This is a genomic window from Candidatus Thiodiazotropha sp. AKAK2, from assembly GCF_058244685.1.
The window spans coordinates 26,837-51,929 of the sequence record NZ_JBSYOP010000005.1 but is presented as its reverse complement, the minus strand read 5'-3'; the positions used below and the strand labels follow the sequence as shown (position 1 = coordinate 51,929).

21 protein-coding genes and 1 tRNA gene are annotated in these 25,093 nt (G+C 52.2%); 17 read left to right on the top strand and 5 right to left on the bottom strand.

The window, feature by feature from the left end; all coding sequences use genetic code 11:
* Positions 1–19: 19 nt before the first annotated feature.
* On the bottom strand, positions 20–583 hold the full coding sequence (locus AC4IE8_RS00935; RefSeq protein WP_490790073.1) for a DUF1287 domain-containing protein: 564 nt from the start codon (positions 581–583) through the stop codon (positions 20–22).
* Positions 584–1,158: 575 nt separating this feature from the next.
* On the opposite strand from AC4IE8_RS00935, the gene AC4IE8_RS00930 reads away from it, so the two are divergent.
* Together AC4IE8_RS00930 and AC4IE8_RS00925 are read left to right on the top strand one after the other, a co-directional pair.
* A complete protein-coding gene (locus AC4IE8_RS00930; RefSeq protein WP_083225833.1) occupies positions 1,159–1,488 on the top strand; it encodes a helix-turn-helix domain-containing protein in 330 nt (109 codons plus the stop codon).
* Positions 1,482–2,777, top strand: coding sequence for a type II toxin-antitoxin system HipA family toxin (locus AC4IE8_RS00925; protein ID WP_068987249.1), 1,296 nt, complete (start codon positions 1,482–1,484; stop codon positions 2,775–2,777). Before AC4IE8_RS00930 ends, AC4IE8_RS00925 begins: the two co-directional genes overlap by 7 nt.
* A gap of 127 nt (positions 2,778–2,904) precedes the next feature.
* On the opposite strand, the gene AC4IE8_RS00920 is transcribed toward AC4IE8_RS00925, so the two are convergent.
* Positions 2,905–4,095 (bottom strand): serine hydrolase, encoded by a 1,191-nt coding sequence (locus AC4IE8_RS00920; RefSeq protein ID WP_490790072.1) that lies wholly within the window; start codon positions 4,093–4,095, stop codon positions 2,905–2,907.
* A 106-nt stretch (positions 4,096–4,201) separates the two neighbouring features.
* Here AC4IE8_RS00920 and AC4IE8_RS00915 point away from each other — a divergent pair, with 106 nt between their 5' ends.
* The 4 genes from AC4IE8_RS00915 to AC4IE8_RS00900 all read left to right on the top strand — a co-directional run bounded on the left by AC4IE8_RS00915 (position 4,202) and on the right by AC4IE8_RS00900 (position 8,411).
* Positions 4,202–4,354 carry a hypothetical protein gene (locus tag AC4IE8_RS00915; protein ID WP_490790071.1) on the top strand — a complete coding sequence of 51 codons (153 nt, stop codon included), beginning with the start codon at positions 4,202–4,204 and terminating at the stop codon, positions 4,352–4,354.
* 163 nt (positions 4,355–4,517) lie between these two features.
* Positions 4,518–4,970, top strand: a complete 453-nt coding sequence (locus AC4IE8_RS00910) for a protein tyrosine phosphatase family protein (protein WP_490790070.1) — start codon at positions 4,518–4,520, stop codon at positions 4,968–4,970.
* A gap of 146 nt (positions 4,971–5,116) precedes the next feature.
* The gene (locus AC4IE8_RS00905; RefSeq protein ID WP_490790069.1) at positions 5,117–6,790 is read left to right on the top strand and encodes a hypothetical protein; all 1,674 of its coding nucleotides are present in this window, start codon (positions 5,117–5,119) and stop codon (positions 6,788–6,790) included.
* 166 nt (positions 6,791–6,956) lie between these two features.
* On the top strand, positions 6,957–8,411 hold the full coding sequence (locus AC4IE8_RS00900; protein ID WP_068987251.1) for a hypothetical protein: 1,455 nt from the start codon (positions 6,957–6,959) through the stop codon (positions 8,409–8,411).
* Positions 8,412–8,665: 254 nt separating this feature from the next.
* Here the strand turns inward: AC4IE8_RS00900 and AC4IE8_RS00895 are convergent, their stop codons facing one another.
* The gene (locus AC4IE8_RS00895; protein WP_068987252.1) at positions 8,666–9,067 is read right to left on the bottom strand and encodes a hypothetical protein; all 402 of its coding nucleotides are present in this window, start codon (positions 9,065–9,067) and stop codon (positions 8,666–8,668) included.
* 901 nt (positions 9,068–9,968) lie between these two features.
* A tRNA-Leu gene (locus tag AC4IE8_RS00890) sits at positions 9,969–10,055 on the bottom strand.
* A 161-nt stretch (positions 10,056–10,216) separates the two neighbouring features.
* On the opposite strand from AC4IE8_RS00890, the gene AC4IE8_RS00885 reads away from it, so the two are divergent.
* From AC4IE8_RS00885 to ndk, 5 genes are all read left to right on the top strand, one after another.
* The gene (locus tag AC4IE8_RS00885) at positions 10,217–11,053 is read left to right on the top strand and encodes a M23 family metallopeptidase (RefSeq protein ID WP_068987253.1); all 837 of its coding nucleotides are present in this window, start codon (positions 10,217–10,219) and stop codon (positions 11,051–11,053) included.
* Positions 11,054–11,182: 129 nt separating this feature from the next.
* Positions 11,183–12,502 (top strand): TolC family outer membrane protein, encoded by a 1,320-nt coding sequence (locus tag AC4IE8_RS00880; protein ID WP_068987254.1) that lies wholly within the window; start codon positions 11,183–11,185, stop codon positions 12,500–12,502.
* A 20-nt stretch (positions 12,503–12,522) separates the two neighbouring features.
* Complete coding sequence (aroC, locus tag AC4IE8_RS00875; RefSeq protein ID WP_068987255.1) at positions 12,523–13,614, top strand: chorismate synthase; 1,092 nt, start codon at positions 12,523–12,525, stop codon at positions 13,612–13,614.
* An 8-nt stretch (positions 13,615–13,622) separates the two neighbouring features.
* Positions 13,623–14,789, top strand: coding sequence for an MFS transporter (locus AC4IE8_RS00870; RefSeq protein WP_068987256.1), 1,167 nt, complete (start codon positions 13,623–13,625; stop codon positions 14,787–14,789).
* Between the two features lie 254 nt (positions 14,790–15,043).
* Positions 15,044–15,472, top strand: a complete 429-nt coding sequence (gene ndk / locus AC4IE8_RS00865; RefSeq protein WP_490790068.1) for a nucleoside-diphosphate kinase — start codon at positions 15,044–15,046, stop codon at positions 15,470–15,472.
* On the opposite strand, the gene AC4IE8_RS00860 is transcribed toward ndk, so the two are convergent.
* Entirely contained in the window at positions 15,469–16,356 is an 888-nt protein-coding gene (locus tag AC4IE8_RS00860) for a LysR family transcriptional regulator (RefSeq protein WP_490790067.1), read from the bottom strand. The two genes, ndk and AC4IE8_RS00860, sit on opposite strands and share 4 nt — an antisense overlap.
* A gap of 123 nt (positions 16,357–16,479) precedes the next feature.
* Here AC4IE8_RS00860 and leuC point away from each other — a divergent pair, with 123 nt between their 5' ends.
* The 6 genes from leuC (at position 16,480) to truA (ending at position 25,027) form a co-directional block, all read left to right on the top strand.
* Positions 16,480–17,883: a 3-isopropylmalate dehydratase large subunit gene (gene leuC / locus AC4IE8_RS00855; RefSeq protein WP_490790066.1), complete on the top strand. Its 1,404-nt coding sequence runs from the start codon at positions 16,480–16,482 to the stop codon at positions 17,881–17,883.
* A 75-nt stretch (positions 17,884–17,958) separates the two neighbouring features.
* Entirely contained in the window at positions 17,959–18,597 is a 639-nt protein-coding gene (gene leuD / locus AC4IE8_RS00850) for a 3-isopropylmalate dehydratase small subunit (RefSeq protein WP_068987260.1), read from the top strand.
* A gap of 12 nt (positions 18,598–18,609) precedes the next feature.
* Positions 18,610–19,686 (top strand): 3-isopropylmalate dehydrogenase, encoded by a 1,077-nt coding sequence (gene leuB, locus AC4IE8_RS00845; protein WP_490790065.1) that lies wholly within the window; start codon positions 18,610–18,612, stop codon positions 19,684–19,686.
* A gap of 125 nt (positions 19,687–19,811) precedes the next feature.
* Entirely contained in the window at positions 19,812–20,927 is a 1,116-nt protein-coding gene (gene asd, locus AC4IE8_RS00840) for an aspartate-semialdehyde dehydrogenase (RefSeq protein WP_068987262.1), read from the top strand.
* Positions 20,928–21,264: 337 nt separating this feature from the next.
* Positions 21,265–24,057: a motility hub landmark protein FimV gene (locus AC4IE8_RS00835; protein ID WP_068987263.1), complete on the top strand. Its 2,793-nt coding sequence runs from the start codon at positions 21,265–21,267 to the stop codon at positions 24,055–24,057.
* A gap of 217 nt (positions 24,058–24,274) precedes the next feature.
* Positions 24,275–25,027, top strand: a complete 753-nt coding sequence (gene truA / locus AC4IE8_RS00830; RefSeq protein WP_068987264.1) for a tRNA pseudouridine(38-40) synthase TruA — start codon at positions 24,275–24,277, stop codon at positions 25,025–25,027.
* Positions 25,028–25,093 lie beyond the last annotated feature (66 nt).

Below are 25,093 nucleotides of genomic sequence, written 5' to 3'. Positions count from 1 at the left end.
GAGAACTCTCTGGTCCAGGCTAGCGATCAGGCCAGTAGCGATAGTGCCCGGTAATCTGATAGTGGAACAAAATATCCTCGACAACTGGACCGGCACCAATGTTATGCACAATGAGAGGGGTGCGACTACCCTGATCGAGTTGATTACTGACAATGCCGATATGCGGGAGGTTCCCCGGTAACATCCAGGTCACCAGGTCCCCGGCCTGATAGTCTGCGGCATTTTGAGTCACGGGCAATGCGATGCCGTGTCGGCTAAAGAAGGTTTGTAAAATCGGAACCCGTCGATGATCGATATTCGGATCGGGCCGGGTCAATCCCCAGATTCTTTGTGAAGGGTATTCACTGAAATGTTTGGCAATATCCTCATGCACAAGCTGTTGCAGATCCAGGTCTAAAGCACGATAGCTGCGAATTACTACATCGCTGCAGACTCCGATGTTGGAGGGTACATCCCCACCGGGGTAGGGAATCGAATAGTAGGAGCCATCATATCGCACCCTGTGTTGGGTACGTTCCAATGCGGCTGTTACCAGTGCGGTCTGGAAGGCATCAGATAAAACAGGTGTTGAAAATAAAAACAAGGTTATGAGAATAGATCCAGTGCAAAGTTGCGAAACAGAAGGGTTGAAAGGTTTCATGGTGTTGTAAAAAGTGCTCTGGGTTATTGGCTCAATCTGCTGATGATAATCGTACTTTGTCGTCGAATACACCGAAAACAGTCAGTCAGTAACCGCTTCCGCCTGGGACCGGGCTGAGACAATCGGCTGAATTCCACTGGATATTGCAGCGTCATCTCCAAATCCGGGATATGGCCAACTGAAGAGGAAAAGCCAGAGGCTTAAAGCGAGTCGTCCTGAGTTGAAAATTACTCTATTTGTGGTTTTGGCAACAGGGAGATGATGGGGTATGGGTGATGGTTTTGTAAGCCCGCACCAAGCGTGAAATTGCTGCCAATTCAACAAATTGCAGACTTTATAATGGAAGAAAAGGGAAATAATATACCCATAAACGTCATATTACTATAAAATAGGTAAAAAAGTACCCATTTTGCATTGAAATTACGTTTGCTTATGGCTAATCTTGGGTAATAATATACCTTTAATATGTATGAAGTCTCTATAAAAGGAAAAAAATGACCTCTAGAAACCTTTATAGGATGAGTGATCGAGCGCTGGCATCGGAAGTGGGGGAGCGCATCGAACAGTTGCGTCTTGAAGCCAATATAACCCAGAAGACGATTGCGGATCAGTTGGGTATAACAGCAAAAACCTACCGCTCGACGATCCAGGGGCATGGCAAGTTCGAGACCATGATCGGGATTTTGCGGGTATTGGGTAAGCTGGAACTGGTGGAGGCTTTTGTGCCTGAGACCCCGTTAAGTCCACTGATGCTGATGGAGCTCAAGGGACGTAAGCGGAAGCGGGCTGCACCCGCAAAAGAAGAGGCCGTTCGGATGGAGGATGTAAAGGATGATCTGGGATGGTAGATAAGATCCAGATAGCTCAAGTGAAGCTGTGGGGCGAACTGGTTGGTGCGCTGGCATTTGATGAGCAGAATGGATTGGGCACATTTGAATACACCAAATCGTGGCGCGAGAGTGGGTTGCAGCTATCACCACTGCATCTGCCGCTCAGTGATCGAAAATTCCAGTTTCCCGAGTTGAACCGGGCTACCTACAAAGGTTTACCGGCCGCCTTTGCCGATTCATTGCCGGATGATTTCGGTAACGCCGTGATTGATGCCTGGTTGGCGCGTCAGGGGAGGGATCCGGGCTCCTTCACCCCGGTTGAGCGGCTGCAGTATATGGGGCAGCGTGGCATGGGCGCGTTGGAGTATTTTCCGCAACCGGGTGATCGGCCCAGAAAAGATGGGGAGCTCAATCTTGAGAGTCTGGCAGAGATGGCGCAGAAGGTGATCGATGGTCGTGCCAATCTGCAGCTGGATGCGGACACAAATGGTCTCGAGACCCTGTTTCAGGTCGGGACTTCAGCCGGTGGAGCCCGTGCAAAGGCGGTTGTTGCCGTAGACAAGGCTCGGCGTAGAATTCGCAGTGGTCAGGTGGCGCTGGAAGATGGATATGAGCACTATTTGCTTAAGTTCGATGGGATTGTAGAGTCAAGCCGATCCCAGCAGACATTCGGGGATCCTCAGGGATATGGCCGGATGGAATATGCCTACTATTTGATGGCCAGGGCGGTCGGTATTGATATCTCTGAGTGTGAGTTACTGCAGGAAGGGGATCGGGCGCATTTTCTCACCAGACGATTTGATCGGGACGGTAATCGAAAGCTTCACTACCAGTCGCTTTGTGCCATGGATCATGCGGATTACAGGCAGCCTGGCCACTACAGCTATGAAGCGCTATTCGGTGTATTGCGCAGTTTACGTTTCAATCGTCCGACAGCGCTGGAACTCTACCGGCGGATGGTTTTCAATATCGTGGCGCGCAATCAGGATGATCACACCAAGAACTTTGGTTTTCTGATGCAGCGCGATGGCAGTTGGACTCTGGCGCCGGCTTTCGATCTCGCCTACAGCTACAGAGCGGACTCGAAGTGGGTCAACAGTCATCAGTTGACACTGAATGGCAAGCGGGATGACTTCTCTTTGGCTGATCTGTTACAACCGGCAGAGCGCTTCAGGCCAGAGGCGAAAAGGATCATCCAGCAGATCACCGACACGGTGGCCGATTGGCCCCGCTATGCAGCAAAGGCTGGGGTGCCTAAGAAGCTGTCAGAGGTGATTAAAAAGAACCATCGGCTGAATCTCACTTGAGCGTCAGGCGAACACACTCTAATTACACTGGCGATTAGCTGAACAGGCTATCGCGCCAAATTAAAAAACTGATTACCAGGATTCCTCAATAATCTGCCATACAAGCGAGAGCGGTAGTTGAAAAGTCTTAAGCTCCGTTATGTTGGGCTATGACTCCCTTGTAAACAATCGCGGAGACATTTCGGATGATCTCGCTGCGTGAACGTATCCAACTAGTATAGTTCTGGGCACTGCGTTGCTTTTCAATGATGCCGATCAGAATGTAGGGATAGCGCTTACCATTTGCACCTTTGACACTTAAAATCCCCATATCGCCGCAGACTCGCGCGGTGCTGCCGGTTTTATTGTAGACACGGGTTCCCTTGGGGACTTCAGGCACCCCGGTATAGATGCGGTCGGAGCTGGACAGGGCCATCAGACGCTTGATCTCCCGGGCGCCGGCGATCTTTTTGTTCCAGACGGCATACAGGAATCGACTGTAGTCATGTACCGACGCCCTGTTTTTATAGGTTCGTCCGTTTGCGGGAATATACTCAATCAGCCGAGTATCCTGAAAGATCGCCGGATAGTGCTTCTCAAGAATCCTTTGCACACTTTTCGGGCCTCCTACCTGTCGCATCACCCAATTGGTTGAGGGATTGTTGGAGTGCTGGATCATGCGTTGCATGTGGCGACGGCTTTTCGGCCCATACACAAGTTTTCCCTGCTTCACTTTATGGAAAAATGCGGCTGCGATAAAAGGCTTGACCAGACTGGCAGCCTGGAACTGGGTATCCTCGTTGATGGTGACCAGCTTCTTACCTGTGGTGAAGTCGAATACGGACCAACCGGTACGTTCGTCTCTGGCGATCTTGCCGCTACGACGCAACTCACTAATATAGGCTTCCACGGCCGTTTCCAGATCCTGGATCTGCTTGCGTTGTGAAACCGTCTTGACCGGCTTGCTGGTAGGCTCGATTTTCTGGGGCAGGGCCGCAGTGCCTGCGAGTTGCCAGTTGCGTGCCTTGATCGGGCTTACAGCATCCAGCCCCCGGGCGCGCAACAGTTTCGAATGGGATTTAACCACCCGTGACGTGGATTCGTTATTGCCGTTACGCCTGTAGACCAGGCCATACAGGTCACCTTTGGTGACGACTTTCAGATGCTTGGCGACTCTGGGGCCTAGAATATGGGCGACTTGGTCCCGGTAATCCTGAACGCTGCTTAGATTGCGCGACCAGACATAGGAGATATCGTAACCCTGGGCTGCCACGGCAGGAAGCGACATCATGAGTGAGAGTAGAAGAGCCGCCAGAATGGTGTAATGCTTTGAAAACATGACTTGCTAATTTAGATATTCAAAATTAAATCAATGAATTACTGGTCTATTTTAGAGTAATTTCATGAAAATTGGCAAGTATTGACCAACAGACGGCGAAAGATCAATGCCGATTGATAAGATGGGAACAGGACTTGAGCTGAATCAAGCGACTGAAATAAATCAAAACAGGTACTCTGAAGTGATATTCCCTATGCCAGTTTGGGATCGTGTTCAACAATCGATTGATATGAGATATTCAGGAGCTGCAGTTGATTGACGGGATGAAATACGACGATAAAAAAATTGTGAATCTCTGTAGCTTGGTCACATGAACAACTGGCTGAGTTCAGTGGCCATAGCAGATGAATGATCCAGCGTCTTGAGTGTGTTCATCGCGCAGTATTGGAATCATTGAAACGGTTACAGCAGTAGAATATAGAATGGCTATTGAGAACATCATAAACTACCTAAGGATATCTGACCGGATCGCCTCTTCCGGGCAACCGGATGAGGCGCAGTTTAAAGCGATCGCACAAGCCGGCTTTAAGGTTGTGATCAATCTTGCCATGCCGAATTCGGATCATGCGATTCCCGAAGAAGGTTATATCGTCATGGCAAGAAAGATGAGCTATGTGCACATTCCCGTGCCCTTTGATGCCCCCGATGCCGAACACTTAAAAACCTTTGTTGGAATCATGGAGGGGGTTCAGGACAAAAAAGTCTGGATACATTGTGTTGTCAACAAACGCGTGTCGGCTTTTCTCTATCACTATCAAAAACTGGTGCACGGTTTGTCACATGAAGAAGCGGTAAAAGTGATGTTGCCAAGCTGGCAGCCAAATGATGTCTGGCAGGAATTCATGGGTCTTACGCTTGATCAAACCGGAGACTGAATGTCAAAAGAATTTGCATAATCGCATCTGTAGAACATTGTTTGATTATGCTTGATTATGTTTGATGACGTTTGTACTTGATGCAGGATGGAAATATAATTCCAGCTCCTCACGATTAGCAAAGTAGTGCTAAAAGGATATTTCAGGTGGAAAGGATTCGCTCACCGTTGTTAATCACTCTGTATGCGTTAGTCGGTAAATGGCTGGCTGCAATACTCTTTTCTTATTTTCTTCTGTCCAACAGTCTGGCTGCTGACCTGCCTTCTGGTTGGCAGCAACAATACGATAGTGCAAAGCATGCTCAGGTCTTTCGACCGCAGGATCCCAATGCAGATATTTTAATTAAATACTATCCAAAAGAATCCATGGACACTTCCGATATCAGTGACTGGCTGGGGATCAGGGTTTCCAGTCGAAAAGCACCAAATGGTGAATGGCAGGGGGATGCGGAAGTGGTAAGGGATACCGCCAACTACGCCCATGCACTACGTCGATTCAAGCGTCATGACGGTGAGCTGAGAGAGCTTCATGCGGTTGCAGTAACCGCTGACCGCGATCAGGTCCGTCTCGCGATCATGATCAAAGCTCAAAACGATCCGAATAAGAACCTGATCAAGCAGGGCTTTCAGATTCTGACCAATATTTATAATGTCGAAAAAAACGCCGCTGTAAACGAGGGTCGCAAAAAGGAACTTGAAACCAATCCGCCAAAGATCAAGGGCATGAAACTGGGGGGGCGGATCAAAGCAGGACGGTATGTGGGATCAAAAACCTGGGACGATGAGGTCAGGAGTTTGTATGAGGTTGTGCTCTACGAATCCGGTGAGTATGAATTTACCGGGGGTTATGACGAATCGGGACACTTTGTCTATTCGCAGGCGAATGGCCGGCTCAACTTGGTGGATGATTTTTACAACAGCAGTTATCGGGCTGATGAGAATTTCTGTGTCTATGGCTTCAATCAGAGTCTCGAACTACCGATGATCTACGCCAGAGATGGCAATCATCGGTACCGCTTGAGATGGGCTGGGCCGGTCGACCGTCTCTCACCCCGGCAGCGTAAACAGCTCAAAAGTCTGAAACGCGCAGATGATCCAGGCTATCAATATGTCACTGAACCTGGTCAGGGTGTGAGCAACGATCAGATCGAGACCATTCTCTATACCTATGAGGATGTCTATAACTATGGCGGATACAAAACCGAGGAAGCCATCTATCTGTTGATGAAAGATGGGCGGGTCAGGGATGGATTACCTGTCGCTCCGGCCAGGCTGGATGTGGCTAAATCCAGAAGTCGGGAGCCTGGCCGGTGGGGCTGGTGGAAAAAGGATGATGATGGTTATCGATTCTCCTGGAATATCGAGCAAAAGCACTTTAAAGCACCAAGCGGAAGACAGATCAGGTCACTGCCGATACCGGCCGGTACGCGCCTGAGTGGGGATTGGGGAAGCTCCTCAAGCTTTGTCAGCCTGGACTTCTCCGATGTCTCTTTCTGGGGGGTCTATCTGGATGATAACGGGCGATTCAAACGCTACCGCAGAAATACAAAACAGGCCGGTGGATCGATGGGTGTGGGGCCTCTGGTAACAGCGCATAGCGCAGATGAGTTCTCCGCAGTAAACATAATTGGCAATACCGTAGGTGGTGGATCCAGCACTCGACGGCCCCCCAACAAAAACCGCATAGGCAGCTACGAATTCGACGGTTACACCCTGGTTTTGAAATATGATAGTGGTGTTGTTAAATACCTGCCCACATTCGCACTCAATGAGCGGTTCTCAGGTATCTGGTTCGAAGGTGGATACTTATCCAAAAAATAGCTGATTCATGTAAATAGACGCTATCTAAGATTTGCAGATTTGGCACACAGCATCAGGGAACGAGCATATGGTCAGGATGATATTACTCTTTACAGCGTTACTCATAAGCGGAGTGGTTTCAGCGATTGAAATACCAGCCGGGTGGAACCGGTATGACGACCATGCAATGAAAACCATACTCTTCAAACCGGTGAACCAGAATGCGGACATCATGGTCAAGTACTATCCGAAGCAGTTGCTCGAAGGTGAAAGCGTTAAATCCTGGCTGACCAATAAACTGGAGACCAGTCGGGCGCCCCAGGGCGAGTGGCTTGGTGAATTGACTCGATTTACCCGGGAGAGTTTTAACCGCTCGTTCGGTTTTCGCAAGTTTCGTCGTAGTGATGGCTCAATTGGGATGTTGGGTGCGGTGGCCTTCAGCGCAGATCTGCTCTATGTACGACTCGCCATGATCATGATAGATGAGAATGTGTCTGAGGTCCTGAAGGATCAGGGATACACCATTTTGAAAGCGATGGATCAGGATGAGATAGCCAACGCCAAGGCGGAGTGGCGTGGACTGGATCTGGAGACAGGTACTCCGAAGGTCCGTGGTGTAAAGAAAGGTGGTTCAATCAGAGCAGGACGTTATGTCGGACAAAAAACCGTGAGTGGAGAGGCGCGTGGGGATTATACCGTCATCCTCTATGAAACCGGTGAGTACGAATTTCCAAATTTCAAAAAGAAAAAATCCGGCTATTACACCTATTCCGAGCGTTTTGGCAAACTCTATATGCGAGACCCTTTTACCAGTAGCATGGAAACATACAAAGACTATTGTGTCTATGGCACCAGTACAAAAACCGGCAAACCGGTTATCTATGCCTACGACTCACCTGCCGAGTATCGGCTGAACTGGGTAGGGGAGGTTGACAGGCTTTCACCTAGTCAGCGTAAAAAACTCGAAAAGCAGAAACAGGAAAAAGGCTACGCCTATACCACCAATCCGGGGGACGGTCTGTCACTGGATGAGATCGAAACCATCCTCTATGTCTATGAGGAATCCAAAACTCAGGGAAACAGTCCACTACATGAAGAGATCTACCTGCTAACTAAAAAAGGTCGGGTGATGGATGGCCTCCCTGTGGCGCCCAATCAGCTCGATGTGGCTAAGTCGCAAAATCGGGAGCCCGATCGCTGGGGATGGTGGAAACACGACGGAGAGCGCTACAGTTTCGCCTGGAGTATAGATCGATCCCATTATGTGGTCCCGAGGGGCAGACAGGTCAAAACCCAACCGATTCCAGCGGGAACCCGGCTAGAGGGCGAGTGGATTGCCTCTACCACCTATGACGGTGAGGATTTCGTGTCGACAACGGCCTGGGGAGATCAATTCAGCCGGGATGGGCGTTTTACGAATCAGAATAGTGAGTTGATCAAAGTCAATGGTCGTATGCTTGAAAGCAACAGGAAACGCTCAAAACAACTGGCAGGTGAGGATGATACCGGACACTATGAATTCGATGGTTATAGCTTGGTTCTGAAGTATCAAAGTGGTGATGTACGCCATCTGCCAACTTTTACTTTGGATGGCGATTTCAAGCAGATCTGGTTTAGGGGGCGCCTTCTGAGTCAGAACTGATCAAACGGTACGCACCATTTATAGTGGACAACGACAGACAGAAAAACAGGGCTAATACTGCTTACCTGGAGGGTGTGATGGTATTGGGTGGAAGAGATAATTAGGTAATGAGAGTGAATGATGAAATTATTAGGGTAGAGCAGACTCAGTCATATCCCTGTGACTGAGTTTGTGATCATTCATGCGTTTTATAAAAAAAATAACTAATCAGTGTCTGCTGCCATGCAAACACTAAGTGAATCAGGGCCAGCATATCAGCTCTCTTTTGCTATCTTGCGCATGTAGTGATGGTACTTAATTCTATTTTCAATATGCTTGCGTAGAGAGAGTAGCCATTTTTTCTTGGGTTGAGTATAAAGAGGAACCTCTTTTATCGTGAGATACTGTTTATCGGCAGAGATTTCGATTCTGGATTTTTTGTATGAGGCGACAATAGTATCTTTTGAGTAAGCTTCAATCTTCCAGTTATTACGAATCGTTACATCCACTGCTGCACCAATGAGCTCTGTATTGGTTACATCATAAACTCTGAGTGGAATTTGAATGGTCAGTAATCCATCGGGTGACTCATCATCATTCCATTGATCGGTATAATTGTAGTCAGCGGCAAATGCACTTCCGGTAAGTAGTGATATCAGTATCAATAAATACTTCACTGTATTCTCCTTTATTCCATATGAACGCTGTTAGTGTATCAGAATAATTTCAGTTGTGAACTACTCAATCTTAACTGCTAGAACACTATTCCTAATGGTTCCTTGTACCACTGGTCTTCTTCATCCCATCACAAGAGAGATTGTCAATTCTGAAAAGAAAACCGTACTGATTTGTCCAGGTGAAGACGAATACAAAGTGGCAGGTGTTTATGGTTTCGGAAGAATGTCTGCAATCACGAAAGGGGGCAGAGGTGGCTTTTCAGCCGCTCTGTTTCGATCCGAGGTAACGGTGCCTGAGTAGTGCAGTCAATCGTGTCTTGGCAATTTTTCCTTCCCTCACACTCACTCTCCCGATATAAAACAAAATGTGTAACCAACGGTTACTGTGCCACTTCAGGTTGATCGGGGGTTGCGATAGGTGAAAACTGTTCAGAGGGTGACAGTTGGTGTGGTGAAATCCGTAAATTAGTCATGTCTTCGGTTTAAAGCAGGCAACCTGCATTGCTACGATTTCTATTGGTGTGAACTCACATTTATGTTTCGTCTGATTTTGAAGTGGAAATGGTGTGATGATTTCCAAACAGGTGCCTCTCATTTTTCTTCTTAACCATGCAAAGCTCATCAGAACACTGATAATGATGATTGTGTTGAGCCTTGCCGCTTCAATTTCTTCTTTGGAATTTTAGGTATCTAGAGAATTAATGATTTCGGGCTTGCTGCTCTCAGCTTGTAGGGGTGTAGGACTTGCGCGTCAGAAGTAAAAAGGCTCCGTAGTTGTCGCCTTGAATATAAGAAGGGATACGCATGGTGGTCCATTAGAAATAGAACCACTGCTCGTTAGGCGTCTGCTGTACCAACGCCCGGGCTTTGAAAAATTGATTGGTAATCAAAGGGATATGAATGGTGCCGAGGAGAGGACTTGAACCTCCACGGGGTTGCCCCCACTAGCACCTGAAGCTAGCGTGTCTACCAATTTCACCACCTCGGCATGATGTGGTTTGCCGATGCAGATCGGCTGGAGACCGCGAACTCTACAAGCAGTTTCGGTGTCTGTCAATCTTTGGTTTGGATTCGTTATGTTGTAGGCTCGCCACAGTGGCCTGGCAATCCCGGCCCGGAACAATTAAACCTAATCAAATGGACCCGCTTATGACCTACTCACCCAACATCAATGGCTCATCATCCATCAAGTGGTTACTTGTGCTACTGCTGATGGTTCTGCGGCCAGCCGTGGCGATGACCCTGGAAGGGGATTATGTTCAAGGTGGGATGTTGATCGGTCAGGTTGAGCCGGGCAGTCAGGTATCGGTCAACGGTGAATCGGTAAAGGTTTCCAAAACCGGGGAGTTTCTGATCGGTTTTGATCGGGACGCCCCGTTACAATACAAGTTGGTGGTGAACCGGGATGGTGAACCCAGGCAGACCCGCCAATTCACCATCAAGGCCCGCGAATATCAGATACAGCGCATCGACGGATTGCCGCCGAGTAAGGTGACTCCGCCAAAACGGGATTGGGAGAGAATCAAAAAGGATGTTGCGCAGGTCAAGCAGGCACGCCGACTGAATGAGGATCGAACCGACTTTCTCAACGGTTTCATCTGGCCCTCAAAGGGTGTGATATCCGGTGTCTTCGGCAGCCAGCGTATTCTCAACGGCAAGCCAAAGCGGCCCCACTATGGCGTGGATGTGGCTGCGCCGGTCGGTACCCTGGTGGTGGCGCCTGCAGATGGTGTAGTGACCCTGGCCCATGCGGATATGTTCTACTCCGGGGGAACCTTGATCATCGATCACGGTCTGCAACTGTCATCCTCGTTTCTGCATCTGCATAAAATCCTGGTGCAGGAGGGGCAGGTGGTAAAGCAGGGTGAGCCGATCGCCGAGATCGGCGCCACCGGTCGGGTGACCGGTCCCCATCTCGACTGGCGTATGAATCTCAGAGCCGCTCGTATCGATCCGCAACTGCTGGTCCCGCCAATGCCCGAATAGGAGCAACCGGCACTTATCTTAGTGTTTACAGGGCCTCGTGAGTATTGATACTGATGGTCCGGTTAGTAATATGGTAAAGTGCCCGACATTCCGAAATTGGTTAGTTTCACGTTATTAAATGGAAAAACAATGAGACCCACGAAGCAATTGGCGATACTTTTCCTGTTTCTATGGATGCCCCTTTCTCAAGCGGATGACTTGATGTCGGTCTATCGGCTTGCCCTGGAAAATGATCCTCAGCTTCATGCCGCTAAAGAACAGTTGAATTCCGCCCGTGAGTCGAAGAGTCTGGCCCGTTCCCAGTTGCTGCCCACGATCGGTCTGGGCGCCACCTATGATGCGGTGCGCAGTGATCTGAAAACCCTGCAGGGCACCTCGGTAGATGATACCAGCACCTACCGGGAGAGTGGTTTGGGTTTGAATCTGACCCAGCCGATCTATCGACGGGACCGGCTGGTGCAGCTGGAACAGTCAGACAGCACCATCGCCCAGGCGGAGGCGGATTTTGCCTCTTCAGAGATCGATCTGATGGTCCGCAGCACCACTGCCTATTTCGACATTCTCTCCGCTGAGGATGACCTGCGGGTGGCCAATGCGGAGCGTGAGGCGACCGGTCGACAGCTCGAACAGGCCCAGCAGCGTTTTGATGTGGGCTTGATCGCTATCACCGATGTGCATGAAGCCAAGGCGGCCTACGATGCAGCACGGGCATCGGAAATCGCTGCTGAAAACAGCCTCGACAATGCCTGGGAGGCCCTGTTCGAAATCATCGGCACCAAAGCGAAGAGCGAGCTCGCCAAGCTGGGGGACGGATTGTTACTCAATCCACCGGTCCCCAACAGTCTCACGGATTGGTCGGATACCGCACAGCAGCAGAACTACAGCATCATCGCCGCCCGTTCCAGTCTCAAGGTGCTGGAGCAGGAGATCGATGTCAGCAAATCGGGACACTACCCGACCCTTGACCTGGTGGGTGGCTATTCCCTCAACCGCAGTGACAGTGATCGGGCAACCGAAGCAGATACCGCAAAGATCGGGCTCTCTCTCGAAGTGCCGATCTATACCGGTGGGGCAGTGAGTGCCTCAACCCGTCAATCCCAGGCCAACTATCGTGCCGCCCAGCAGAGTCTCGATCAGACCCGCAGGGCGGTTAACCGTCAGGTTCGTGATGCCTTTCGCGGCGTACTCTCCACCATCAGTCAGGTGGAAGCTCTAAAAGCGGCCACGGTTTCCGCCCAGAGTGCTCTGGAGTCGACCCAAGCCGGTTATGAAGTAGGTACCCGTACCATCGTGGATGTGTTGAATGTGCAGCGCAACCTCTTCTCATCCCAGCGTGACTATCTGAACTCCCGTTATGGCTATATCCTCAATGGTCTGGCCTTAAAATCCGCTGCCGGTACGCTCAGTGAGAGTGATCTGGAGACGGTCAACGGCTGGTTGGAAAAGTGATTCCCAAGAGGTAGGTTTCTGTGTCAGGTAATAGTATCGGCAAACTTTTTACGGTGACCTCATTCGGTGAGTCCCATGGCCCCGCCATCGGCTGTATCGTGGATGGTTGTCCACCCGGGCTGGCGCTTAGCGAGGCGGACCTTCAGCATGACCTGGATCGTCGCAAGCCTGGCACTTCCCGTCACACCACCCAGCGTCGTGAAGCCGATGAGGTGGAGATTCTATCCGGAGTATTCGAAGGCAAGACCACCGGCACGCCGATCGGTCTGATGATCCGCAATACGGATCAGCGATCCAAAGACTACTCCGACATCATGGACCGTTTCCGGCCGGGTCATGCGGACTATACCTATAACCAGAAGTACGGTTTCCGTGACTATCGGGGGGGCGGTCGCTCATCCGCACGGGAGACCGCGATGCGGGTGGCCGCCGGCGGTATCGCGAAGAAATATCTGCAGCAGCGTTACGGCATCCAGGTGCGCGGTTATCTTTCACAGATTGGACCGATCCGGGCGGAGCAGTTCGATTGGGATCAGGTTGAACAGAATCCATTCTTCTGCCCGGATGCTTCCAAAGTGCCCGAGATGGAAGCCTACATGGATGAGCTGCGTAAAGAAGGCAACTCCATCGGTGCACGGATCAACGTGGTCGCCAGCGGCATGATCGCCGGACTCGGCGAGCCGATCTTCGACAGGCTCGATGCAGATCTGGCCCACGCCCTGATGAGTATCAATGCGGTCAAAGGGGTGGAGATCGGGGACGGTTTTCTCTGCGTGGAGCAGAAGGGTACTGAGCATCGTGATGAGATGACCCCGGACGGTTTTCTCACCAATCACGCCGGTGGCGTATTGGGTGGGATTTCCAGTGGTCAGGATCTGGTGGCCGCAATTGCGCTGAAACCCACTTCCAGCCTGCGACTGCCTGGCCAGACGGTAAACCGCTCGGGTGAACCGGTGGAGGTGGTCACCACAGGGCGCCATGATCCCTGTGTGGGCATCCGCGCCACGCCGATTGCCGAGGCGATGATGGCGATTGTGATTATGGATCATCTGTTGCGTCATCGTGGACAGAACATGGATGTGGAGTCTGGCCTTGCAGATCTTGGTGGTTAGATAGAAGGATGCCTTACTGGCGCCTCTCTGGTTTCTACTTTTTCTATTTCGCTTCCCTTGGGGCACTGCTGCCGTTTTGGGGTCTCTATCTTCAGGACCGGGGTTACTCCCCAGTACAGATCGGTGAATTGATGGCGGTGATCATGGTCACCAAGTTGATCGCGCCGAATATCTGGGGCTGGATAGCCGATCATACCGGTCAACGCATGCCCATAGTGCGTCTCGCTTCCTTCTTCTCAGTGATCTGTTTCATCGGGGTCTTCTATGTTGAAGGCTACTGGGCACTGGCCCTGGTGATGATGCTGTTCAGCTTCTTCTGGAATGCCTCCTTGCCTCAGTTCGAGGCGGTCACCATGAGTTATCTGCATGAACGGATTCAGCACTACAGCCGGATCCGTCTGTGGGGTTCGATCGGTTTTATTCTGGCGGTACTGGCGCTGGGCTTCATGCTCGAGGAGTGGGGGGTAGGGCTGGTACCGAAAGTGGTACTGGTGCTCTATCTGGGAATCTTTCTCTACAGCCTGCTGGTGCCCGAAAAGAGGGCCGGTGTGGTCCAGCATGCCCAGGGTTCGATTCTAGATGTACTGAAACGTAAAGAGATCATCGCCTTTTTGCTGGTCTGCTTTCTGATGCAGGCGAGCCACAGTGCCTACTACGCCTTCTATTCCATCTATATGGAGGAGATCGGCTACAGCAGCAGCCTGATCGGGCAGCTGTGGGCTTTGGGTGTGGTGGTTGAGGTGCTGGTGTTTCTGGTGATGCACCATCTGTTGCATCGCTGGGGTGCCCGAACGGTATTGATTGTCAGTCTGGCGATCGCGGTGATCCGCTGGGTTCTGGTGGCGACCACTTCAGATCAGATGCCGATGGTACTGCTGGCACAGGTGATGCACGCAGCGACTTTCGGTACCTTCCATGCAGCAGCGATACATATGGTGCACCACTATTTTGTCGGCAAGCACCAGGGACGGGGGCAGGCACTCTACAGCAGCATCAGTTTTGGGGCTGGCGGTGCCTTTGGCAGCCTGTTGAGTGGCTATCTGTGGAGCGGTATGGGGCCGGAGGCGCCTTATTGGGTGGCTGCCGGTTATGCGTTGATTGCGGTGATCATCGCGATGCGCTGGCTTGGTTATCGTGATACATCTTCTGGGCAGGTGGCTAAACAGGTACAGTAGATCGAGCCGCAAATGGACGCCTAGCGTCGCAAATTGGTTCTATCCGCTATCTGCTTCCGATGGGCATCAACAATCACTTTAATTCATTGTTTAATGGTAATGACATCAATTGGCGGTGAATTACCTCTGTCGCGGCTAACCCAAGCTTGACACCAATCGGACAGATGAGTATTTTGCGCATCTGCTGCGCTGCAGCATGAGTTTCCAGCGTGCAGCCACTTTTTCTCAACCCTGACTCTGCGGAGCCCTAAACAATGGCCATTGAACGCACTTTTTCCATCGTCAAACCCGATGCGGTAGCCAAAAACCTGATCGGTAAAATCTATGCACGTTTTGAAGACGCGGGTCTGAAGATCGTTGCTTCAAAGATGCTGCACCTCAGCCGTGAGCAGGCCGGGGAGTTCTATGCCGTACATAAAGAGCGTCCCTTCTATAATGATCTGCTCGATTTCATGACCTCCGGCCCCGTCATGGTGCAGGTGCTGGAAGGTGAGAATGCCATCAGTCGCAACCGTGAGATCATGGGCGCCACCAACCCTCAAGAGGCTGCATCAGGCACCATTCGCGCCGATTTCGCCGAGACGGTTGATGAGAATGCTGTGCATGGTTCCGATGGTCCCGATACCGCCAAGGTAGAGATTGAATTTTTCTTTCCGCAAGGGATCTGCGAGCGAACCCGCTAAGAGACCTGAAGATTGCCATGCGCCAGCAGCTGCTGGCGCATGGCATTTGCTACATTGGAGAGGGTTCGTTTACGGTGCGTCACAATGCCCAGTGAGCGACTCAGCCGCAGTTCCGCCACTTCCAGTTTAAGAATCTGACCCTCCTCGAGCAGTATTTCAGGCAGCAGGCTCCAGCCCAGGCCGATACTGGCCATCATTTTCAGTGTCTCCAGATAGTCGGTTGCCAAGGTGCAGTTCACTGTCAGCTGCCGGTCGTTGATCGACTGTTCCAACAGTGTTCGGGTGTAGGTTCCTTTGGTGGGTAGTACCGCCGGGTGGTTTACCAGCTGTTTCAAGCTGGTTGATGACTGTTGGGCCAATTGATGATCAGGGCCAACCGCAAAACAGAGCGGATCATGCCAGATCTTCAACGCATCGAGTGCCTTGATGGGATTGAGAGGCAGGGTAACCACAGCCATCTCCAGCTCGCCATGTTCCACCGCCAGGCAGGCCTTTTCCGACTCCATGAAGCGGATGTCCAGTTCCGCTCTGGGGTAGCTGTCTGAAAAGTTTCTCAGCACAGAAGGGAGACGATGCAGACCGATATGGTGACTGGTGCCCATCACCAGACGACCCGAGATCTCTCCGGAGAGATTGGAGAGCCCCCGTCGGATATCGGCCATATCCTGCAGGATCTGCTCGGCCCGGGGTAACAGTTGCCGACCTGCCTCGGTGAGGAAGACCTGTCTTCCCACCCGGTCGAAGAGGCGCACTGTCAACTCCTGTTCAAGTGCCGCAACCCGCTTGCTGACGGCGGGTTGTGTCAGGTAAAGGGTCTGGGCTGCATTGGAGAATGATCCCTCCCTGGCAACCTGGACAAAAGCGCGTAGTGATGAGAACTCCATATCTATTCCTATAAAGAATGGAAAAAATGAAAAATATGAATTTGTATTATGTAGCACACTCCCCTATGTTTTGACTACCCGCCGTGACAGGCGCTGTTCGGCAGACCAGCAAAAGGAGCAACAATGAGTGCCAAGACGCTTTACGACAAACTTTGGGAATCCCATCTGGTGCGTACCGATGAGGATGGTACGGCGCTGATCTATATCGATCGCCATCTGGTGCATGAAGTGACCTCGCCCCAGGCCTTTGAAGGTCTGCGTCTGGCCGGGCGTAAACCCTGGCGTACCAATGCCAATCTGGCCACGCCGGATCACAATGTACCGACCACCGAACGTTCGGGCGGGGTGTCGACTATTGCCGATCCGGTCTCCCGACTGCAGGTCGAGACCCTGGATCAGAACTGCCGGGATTTCGCCATCACCGAGTTTGAGATGCTCGATCCCAGACAGGGAATCGTGCATGTGATCGGTCCGGAGCAGGGGGCCACCCTGCCGGGGATGACCGTGGTATGTGGTGATTCCCATACCTCAACCCATGGCGCTATGGGTGCTCTGGCTTTCGGTATCGGCACCTCAGAGGTTGAGCACGTACTGGCAACCCAGTGCCTGATTCAGAAAAAATCCAAATCGATGCAGGTACGGGTTGATGGTCAGGTCGCTCCCGGGGTTACGGCAAAAGATATCGTGCTGGCGATCATCGCTAAAATCGGCACTGCAGGTGGCACCGGATACGCGATCGAGTTCGCCGGGGATGCCATCGAGGCACTCTCCATCGAGGGGCGTCTGACACTCTGTAATATGGCCATCGAGGCGGGAGCCAGAGCGGGTTTCGTGGCGGTGGATCAGAAGACCATCGACTATGTCAAAGGTCGACCCTACGCCCCGAAAGGCGAGGATTGGAATAAGGCGGTGGCCTACTGGCAGACTCTGCACACGGATCCCGGCGCCGAGTTCGACAATGTTGTGACCCTTGATGGGGCTGCCATCAAGCCTCAGGTCACCTGGGGCACCTCACCGGAGATGGTGGTTGGCGTCGACCAAGCGGTGCCCGATCCAGCGGCTGAAACGGATAAGGTGAAGGCGGACGGTATGCGCCGGGCGCTTGAGTACATGGGGCTGGAGGCGGGTACTCCAATCCGTGATATTACGGTGGATAAGGTTTTCATCGGTTCCTGCACCAACTCCCGTATCGAGGATTTACGCTCGGCGGCTGAAGTGGCAAAAGGACAACAGGTGGCATCCAACGTCAAGCTAGCCCTGATCGTAGCGGGATCCGGTCTGGTCAAGGCGCAGGCCGAAAAGGAGGGGCTTGACCGGATCTTTGTCGAGGCGGGATTTGAGTGGCGTGAGCCCGGTTGTTCCATGTGTCTGGCCATGAACGCAGACCGCCTGGAACCGGGTGAACGATGCGCATCCACCTCCAACCGGAATTTTGAGGGGCGTCAGGGGCAGGGTGGACGTACCCATCTGGTCAGCCCTGCGATGGCTGCGGCTGCGGCTATCCATGGTCACTTTGTTGAGATCTAATCAAAGAATTAACATTAGGTATTTGTTGTAATAAACGGAAATTATTAAACATATACTGAAATTGAGGAATAGCTAATGGAAAAATTCGAGACCTTTACCGGCACCGTCTGCCCCTTGGATCGATCCAATGTGGATACCGATGCGATCATTCCGAAGCAGTTTCTGAAATCGATCAAACGATCCGGTTTCGGGCCCAATCTGTTCGATGAGTGGCGCTATCTGGATCACGGTGAGCCGGGGATGGACAACAGCAAGCGCCCGCTGAATCCGGATTTTGTACTCAACGATCCCCGTTATCAGGGGGCTCAGGTGCTGTTGGCTCGGGAAAATTTCGGTTGCGGTTCATCCCGGGAGCATGCCCCCTGGGCATTGGACGATTACGGATTTCGCGTCGTTATAGCCCCAAGTTATGCCGATATTTTCTTTAATAACTGTTTCAAGAATGGCATATTACCTGTTGTTCTTGATGAAAAAATTGTGGATGAACTCTTTGCTCAGGCAACCCGTGAGCAAGCACTTTCCCTGACTGTGGATCTGCAGCAACAGCAACTGGTGGTCGGCGATGCCGAGCCTATTCCATTTGAAGTGGATCCTTTTCGTAAGCACTGTTTGCTCAACGGGCTGGATGATATCGGCCTGACTCTGCAACATGTGGATCTGATCAAAGCCTATGAAGCGCGTCGTGCCGATGAAGCGCCCTGGCTCTTTTCTTGAGGTAATTTATCGATGAGCAAACAAATTTTAATCCTGCCTGGTGACGGTATCGGGCCTGAGATTGTGACTGAAGCGGTAAAAGTGCTGGCGGCACTGCGCGATCGGTTTGGCTTCGATGTGGAGATGGATGAGGCGTTGGTTGGTGGTGCTGCCATCGACGCTACCGGTGGACCCTTGCCGGATGCGACACTGGATCTGGCCAAAGAGGCGGATGCCATACTGCTCGGTGCGGTTGGCGGTCCCAAGTGGGAGCAGCTCGACATCTCCATCCGTCCGGAGAAGGGATTGCTGGGACTGCGTTCCGCACTCAATCTGTTCGCCAATCTGCGCCCGGCGATTCTCTACCCACAGCTGGCGGATGCTTCCAGTCTGAAAGCCGAGATTGTGTCCGGACTCGATATTATGATCGTGCGTGAACTGACCGGTGGAATCTATTTTGGGCAGCCCCGAGGTATCAGGGAACTGGAAGGCGGCGAAAAACAGGGATTCAATACCCTGGTCTACCAGGAGTCTGAAGTCGACCGCATCGCCCGGGTGGCCTTTGATATCGCCAGAAAACGGGACAGTCGCGTCTGCTCGGTGGATAAGGCCAATGTACTCGAGTGTACCGAGCTCTGGCGGGAAGTGGTTAGCCGGGTTGGTGAAGAGTATGCCGGCGTCGAATTGAGCCACATGTATGTGGACAATGCCGCCATGCAGTTGGTGAAATGGCCAAAACAGTTCGACGTGATGGTCACCACCAACATGTTTGGCGATATTCTCTCCGATTGCGCCGCCATGCTGACCGGTTCCATCGGCATGCTGCCATCGGCCTCATTGGATGAGCAGGGTAAGGGTATGTATGAGCCGATTCATGGTTCAGCGCCCGATATCGCAGGGCAGGGCGTTGCCAATCCTCTGGCTACCATACTCTCGGTGGCGATGATGCTGCGCTACAGTCTGAATGAGCCGGAGATGGCTGATCGGGTGGAAGCCGCTGTCGACAAGGTATTGGACCAGGGTCTGCGCACCCCCGATATCTTTGCTGAGGGAATGACTGAGGTAAACTGTGAAACCATGGGTGATGCAGTTGTTGCCGCATTGGATTGAGTGTGGTGGTATTAAGGCCTGGTATAGGCGAGGCGAGTAGGTCCTGGGCCTCACCTATATTGATATAAGGTGTTCAACAGTCAGGGAGCGTCCTGACGATTAGTTTTTAAACAGGTTTATTGAAGATGAAAAGAGTCGGTTTCGTAGGTTGGCGTGGCATGGTGGGTTCGGTACTGATGGGCCGGATGCGGGATGAGGGGGATTTCTCCCTGATCGATGAGCCGGTCTTTTTCACCACCTCCCAGGTTGGGCAGGCGGGCCCGGATATCGGTAAACCGATTCCGTCATTGAAGGATGCAACGGATATCGATGAACTGATGGCGATGGAGGCTATCGTTACCTGTCAGGGCGGTAGCTACACCAATCAGGTCTATGATCAGTTGCGCGCCGCCGGCTGGCAGGGTTACTGGATCGATGCGGCATCCAGCCTGCGCATGAAGGATCACACCCTGATCGTGCTTGATCCGGTGAATGAGTCGGTGATCCGTAACGGTCTGGCTGATGGCCGGCGTGATTTTATCGGTGGCAACTGTACCGTCAGTCTGATGCTGATGGCGCTTGGCGGTCTTTTTCGTGAGGACCTGGTCGAGTGGACCACTTCCATGACCTATCAGGCGGCTTCCGGTGCGGGAGCGCGTAACATGCGTGAACTGATCAGCCAGATGGGCGCTCTGGAGGCGGCGGTGCATGATCAATTGGTCGATCCCGCTTCTGCAATTCTGGATATCGATCGCAAAGTGGCCGATACCATGCGCGATGACGGATTCCCAACAGATAACTTCGGGGCTGCCCTTGCCGGAAGCCTGATTCCCTGGATCGATGTGCCGCTGGAAAACGGCCAAAGTAAAGAGGAGTGGAAGGGATTTGTTGAGACCAACAAGATTCTGGGGCGAAGTGAGAACCCGGTACCAATCGATGGAACTTGTGTGCGAATTGGTGCAATGCGCTGCCACAGTCAGGCGTTGACCATAAAGTTACGTAAAGATGTGCCGATAGACGAGGTGGAGTCAATACTGGATGGCGCCAACAGTTGGGTAAAAGTTGTTCCCAATGAGCGTGAACTGACAGTCGATGGGCTGAATCCCGCCAAGGTAACCGGCACGCTGACTGTACCTGTCGGGCGTTTACGTAAAATGAATCTGGGTGAAGAGTATCTAAATGCCTTCACTGTGGGTGATCAGTTGTTATGGGGAGCTGCTGAGCCATTGCGGCGTATGTTGAGGATTTTGCTGGAAGGGTAACGAAAAAAGCCGGCAGCTGTCCCTGACTGTGTCATTGTGGCTGTTCTGAATCGGCCAGAGGGAGGTTGAACCGTCCCTCTGAGACCGGTCTGACCGATTGTGAAAAGTAAGACCGATTTCTCACTTTTAGCGGTTATCGCCATCAACATGTACAGTATTGCAATATTTCGTGTGATGATCCTTTAACTTTTGGTAAAAAGATCATTCATAAGCTATAGTTAGCGACTGATTATTAAGTTTATTCTAAAACCGATCGGGGCTGTACGGCGGGCCTCTGACCCACTGTGTCAAGGTGACTTTATTGACTGGTGGATATGTTTTCTGGCAAGGAGGAAGCATGATTCGTAAGCTGTCATTGGCAGTGGCTGTTGCAACAGCCTTATCACCAATGGGCGCATTAGCCCTCGGACTGGGTGAAATCCACCCTCAATCGGCACTCAATCAAACCTTTAAGGCCGATATCGATCTGCTTTCCGTTTCCCAGGAAGAGTTGCAAGATGTACGTGTCTCGCTGGCTTCACATGAGGCCTTTAAAAAGGCGGGCATGGACAGGCCATTCCACCTGACTGGTTTGAAATTTGCTCCGCAGCTGACCGCATCGGGAAAACCGGTAATTACGATTACCAGTAGAGATGCGATCCGCGAGCCCTTCCTGAATTTTCTGGTGGAAGTCAATTGGCCCAAAGGACGGCTGGTACGGGAGTTCACCGTACTGCTCGATCCTCCGGTGACCCTGAGTCGTAAGCCAGCCCCGGTTGCTGCTCCGGTTGTAAGAAGCCAGCCGGTGGTGAGCAAAGTCATGCCCAGTCGCAGTGCACCGGCAGCCGCTGCCCCCATGTCTGAGACCAGCATGAGTTCTGCAGGCGGCAGGGAGTACGGACCGGTACAGCCGAATGACAATCTTTGGAACATCGCCAAGCAGATGCAGGAAAGCAATGAGTCCATCGAACAGGTGATGATGGCATTGCTGGATCACAATCCATCTGCCTTCATCAACAACAACGTGAACAACCTGAAGGTTGGCAAGATACTGCGTCTGCCCGAGGATGCGGAGGTCACTGGGCTGTCCAAGCGGGCCGCCCGTGAGGAGTTTCTTGCCCAGACCAGAGAGTGGAAAGCCGGAACAAGAGCGGCGGCTCCGAGTCGCCAGGAGAAAGCTGCTGAGGCGCCTGCACCATCTGCGGCACCGACTCCCGAGGATCGTCTGAAGCTGGTCTCTCCCAAGCCAGGCGAGGGTGAATCGGCCGAGCGGGAAGGTCAGGCTGAATTCGCTGAGATTGAGCAGCTGCAACAAGAGATTATGCTTGTCCGCGAGTCCAATGAAGGGGCTCTGCAGGAAAACAGCGCGCTGAAATCCCGAGTTCAGGAGCTGGAAAATCAGATCAATGATATCCAAAGGTTGCTGACCCTCAAAAGTGATCAGCTTGCCGAGGTACAGGCCGCACAAAGTATGGCGGCCGAAAAGATGCAGGAGATGGAACCTGCAGCGGAAGCTCCAATGGCGGAAGCGCCAGCTGAAGCTGCGGTACCGGCTGAAGAGATGGCGCCTGAAGAGCCGGTGGCTGTGACAGAAGCCGAGCCGGCAGCGCCAATGGAGAAAGTGGCGGAACCGGTCATTCCAGTGCCTGAAGGCACGGTCATCGAAGAGGTCGATATCGAGGCGGCGATTGCTGAGCAGCAGGCCAAGGAACAGATGGCCCCTCCGGCTGTGGAGCCACCGGCAGTGTCTGAGCCCCCGCCCGTTGCGGAATCGCAGGAGAGCAAACCGGCGATGGCGGAGCCCGAGTTGGCAAAACCTCCGGTAGCCAAACTGCCTGAGAAGAAAGTCAGCTATTTCGATGGTTTGAAAGAGAACAGCACGATGGTGGCCATCATCGGTGGTGCCGGCGTACTGTTGCTTGGTTTGTTGGCGATGATTATGCGCCGTCGAAAAGAGGCCGAAGCTGAATTTGCCGAGAGCATTCTGGTTTCGCCGGATAGTGATATTGCACCTTCCGGTGTGGACGACAGCAGCTCGCTGACTTCTCCGACTGATGAAACCTCTTTCATGAGTGACTTCTCACCCAGTGATATCGATGCCTTGCAGGATGAGACGGGGGAAGTTGATCCTCTCTCCGAGGCCGATGTTTATATCGCCTATGGGCGCTATCAGCAGGCGGAAGAGCTGATCAATCAGGCGATCGAGAAGTATCCTGAACGGGAAGAGTTGAAGCACAAACTGCTTGAGATCTACTTCTCAGCCAAGAAATCGGATGCCTATAGCAACCTTGCTCAGCAGTTGCATGATAATGGCCTGGAAGAGCAACAGCCCGATGCCTGGTCGAAGATCACAACTATGGGTAAAGAGCTCAATCCCGGTCATGCGCTGTTTGCCGGCGCTGCTGGACTTGCCGCAGCGGATATGGCGGATGATATGGATGACCTGGGTCTGGATCTGGGCCAGCTGTCAGAAGCGGATATATCAACACCGGCTGCTGAGGAAGCTGTGGCGGAAGCACCAGCGGAAGATGTCTCTGATGAGCTGGATTCCATGGACCTGAGTGGTCTTGAGAACCTGGATGAGATGGATTCCGAAACCCTTGAAGCCGATCTCTCTCTGGATTCGGAATTTCTGAACAAAATGGATGGTTCCGAGTCTACACCAGCGATGGAGGATTCCGATGCGCTGGATATCGACCTGAGCGATCTTGAAGTCGAGTCTGTGCCTGCCGGAATAGATTCCGCACCTGTCGCCGAGGAGGCGAATGAGGAACCACTGCCTTTCGATCTCTCCGACGTCGATGACAGCGAAGTCATCGAAGGGATTGAAGACCAGGTTGAAATGGAGGATTCAGAGGTATTGGACAATCTCGATCTCGAGAGTATCGAGCGTGAGTTGGAAGGCATCTCAACCGATCTGGATAATGAGGAATCCAATGACGCCGATGAGCTGAGCCTGCTTCAGAGTCACAGTGAAAATCTCGATCTGGATTCCACGGATGAGATCACAACCAAGCTTGACCTGGCCCGGGCTTATATCGATATGGGCGACAACGAAGGGGCCAAGAGCATCCTTGAAGAGGTTGTCGGTGAGGGAAGTGAGAATCAGCAGAAAGAGGCTCAGGATCTGTTGAGCAATCTTACCAGCTGATTGTAATCCATTTCGGACAGATTCTGTCCGCATCATATGAGGGGCGCACAGTGTGCGCCCTTTGTGTTTTAGGAGCTTTCAATCCGAATATGTATCCACGCAATACTTGTTCTATTTTTCCATTAGCCATAACAGTGCTGCCGGGGCGATTCACCGGCAGCCTGATCAGATTTGGCAGAGGGAGAGCCGAATCCGATAGCAGAAGGCAGAAACTTCAATGAGAGTGGCTCTGGGGGTTGAGTATGACGGTACGGCTTTTCATGGCTGGCAGTTCCAGGGTGACGTGCGCAGTGTCCAGGAGTCACTCCAGATCGCGCTCTCACAAGTTGCTGATCATGAAGTGACGGTACACTGTGCCGGACGGACAGACACCGGCGTTCACGCAACAGGACAGATCGTGCACTTCGATACTCCATCGGTAAGATCAGAACGCTCTTGGGTGTTAGGCACAAATGTAAACCTGCCTGCGGATGTCAGCATCTGTTGGGCACAACTGATGCCCGAGAAATTCCATGCCCGCTTCAGCGCAATCGGAAGGCACTACCGCTATCGGATACTCAATCGGAGCTACCGCTCCGCATTGTGGCGTGACCGGGCCGTGTGGATTCATAAGCCACTGGATGAACAGGCGATGCACCGGGCCGCTCAGAAGCTGGTCGGTACCCACGATTTTTCATCCTATCGGGCACTCGGATGTCAGGCAAAACACCCGGTCAGGACGGTGCACAGTCTATCGGTCACCCGTCAGGGGGAGATGTTGAGCATCGATGTCCATGCCAATGCGTTTCTGCATCATATGGTGAGAAATATTGCCGGTGTGCTGATTGCTATCGGCAAGGGGGAGCAGTCGGAGAGCTGGGCTGATGAGATCCTGGCCCTTCGTGATCGCACCCTGGGTGGGGTGACAGCACCACCTCAAGGGCTCTGTCTTACACAGGTGGATTATCCCGAGGAGTTTGCATTGGGCTGATGGCCTTGTCGTTGCTATGGGTATCGCGTGGAAAACCGCTTTCGGCCATAGCATCGGCTAATCGCT

Excerpts from the sequence above, each read along its gene's own strand:
- truA (WP_068987264.1), top strand. The coding sequence starts at position 24,275 with ATGAGAGTGGCTCTGGGGGTTGAGTATGACGGTACGGCTTTTCATGGC.
- leuC (WP_490790066.1), top strand. The coding sequence starts at position 16,480 with ATGAGTGCCAAGACGCTTTACGACAAACTTTGGGAATCCCATCTGGTG.
- AC4IE8_RS00900 (WP_068987251.1), top strand. The coding sequence starts at position 6,957 with ATGAAAACCATACTCTTCAAACCGGTGAACCAGAATGCGGACATCATG.
- AC4IE8_RS00925 (WP_068987249.1), top strand. The coding sequence starts at position 1,482 with ATGGTAGATAAGATCCAGATAGCTCAAGTGAAGCTGTGGGGCGAACTG.
- asd (WP_068987262.1), top strand. The coding sequence starts at position 19,812 with ATGAAAAGAGTCGGTTTCGTAGGTTGGCGTGGCATGGTGGGTTCGGTA.
- AC4IE8_RS00930 (WP_083225833.1), top strand. The coding sequence starts at position 1,159 with ATGAGTGATCGAGCGCTGGCATCGGAAGTGGGGGAGCGCATCGAACAG.
- AC4IE8_RS00835 (WP_068987263.1), top strand. The coding sequence starts at position 21,265 with ATGATTCGTAAGCTGTCATTGGCAGTGGCTGTTGCAACAGCCTTATCA.
- AC4IE8_RS00885 (WP_068987253.1), top strand. The coding sequence starts at position 10,217 with ATGACCTACTCACCCAACATCAATGGCTCATCATCCATCAAGTGGTTA.
- AC4IE8_RS00920 (WP_490790072.1), bottom strand. The coding sequence starts at position 4,095 with ATGTTTTCAAAGCATTACACCATTCTGGCGGCTCTTCTACTCTCACTC.
- AC4IE8_RS00880 (WP_068987254.1), top strand. The coding sequence starts at position 11,183 with ATGAGACCCACGAAGCAATTGGCGATACTTTTCCTGTTTCTATGGATG.
- leuB (WP_490790065.1), top strand. The coding sequence starts at position 18,610 with ATGAGCAAACAAATTTTAATCCTGCCTGGTGACGGTATCGGGCCTGAG.
- AC4IE8_RS00915 (WP_490790071.1), top strand. The coding sequence starts at position 4,202 with ATGCCGATTGATAAGATGGGAACAGGACTTGAGCTGAATCAAGCGACT.
- ndk (WP_490790068.1), top strand. The coding sequence starts at position 15,044 with ATGGCCATTGAACGCACTTTTTCCATCGTCAAACCCGATGCGGTAGCC.
- AC4IE8_RS00910 (WP_490790070.1), top strand. The coding sequence starts at position 4,518 with ATGGCTATTGAGAACATCATAAACTACCTAAGGATATCTGACCGGATC.
- leuD (WP_068987260.1), top strand. The coding sequence starts at position 17,959 with ATGGAAAAATTCGAGACCTTTACCGGCACCGTCTGCCCCTTGGATCGA.
- AC4IE8_RS00860 (WP_490790067.1), bottom strand. The coding sequence starts at position 16,356 with ATGGAGTTCTCATCACTACGCGCTTTTGTCCAGGTTGCCAGGGAGGGA.
- AC4IE8_RS00870 (WP_068987256.1), top strand. The coding sequence starts at position 13,623 with ATGCCTTACTGGCGCCTCTCTGGTTTCTACTTTTTCTATTTCGCTTCC.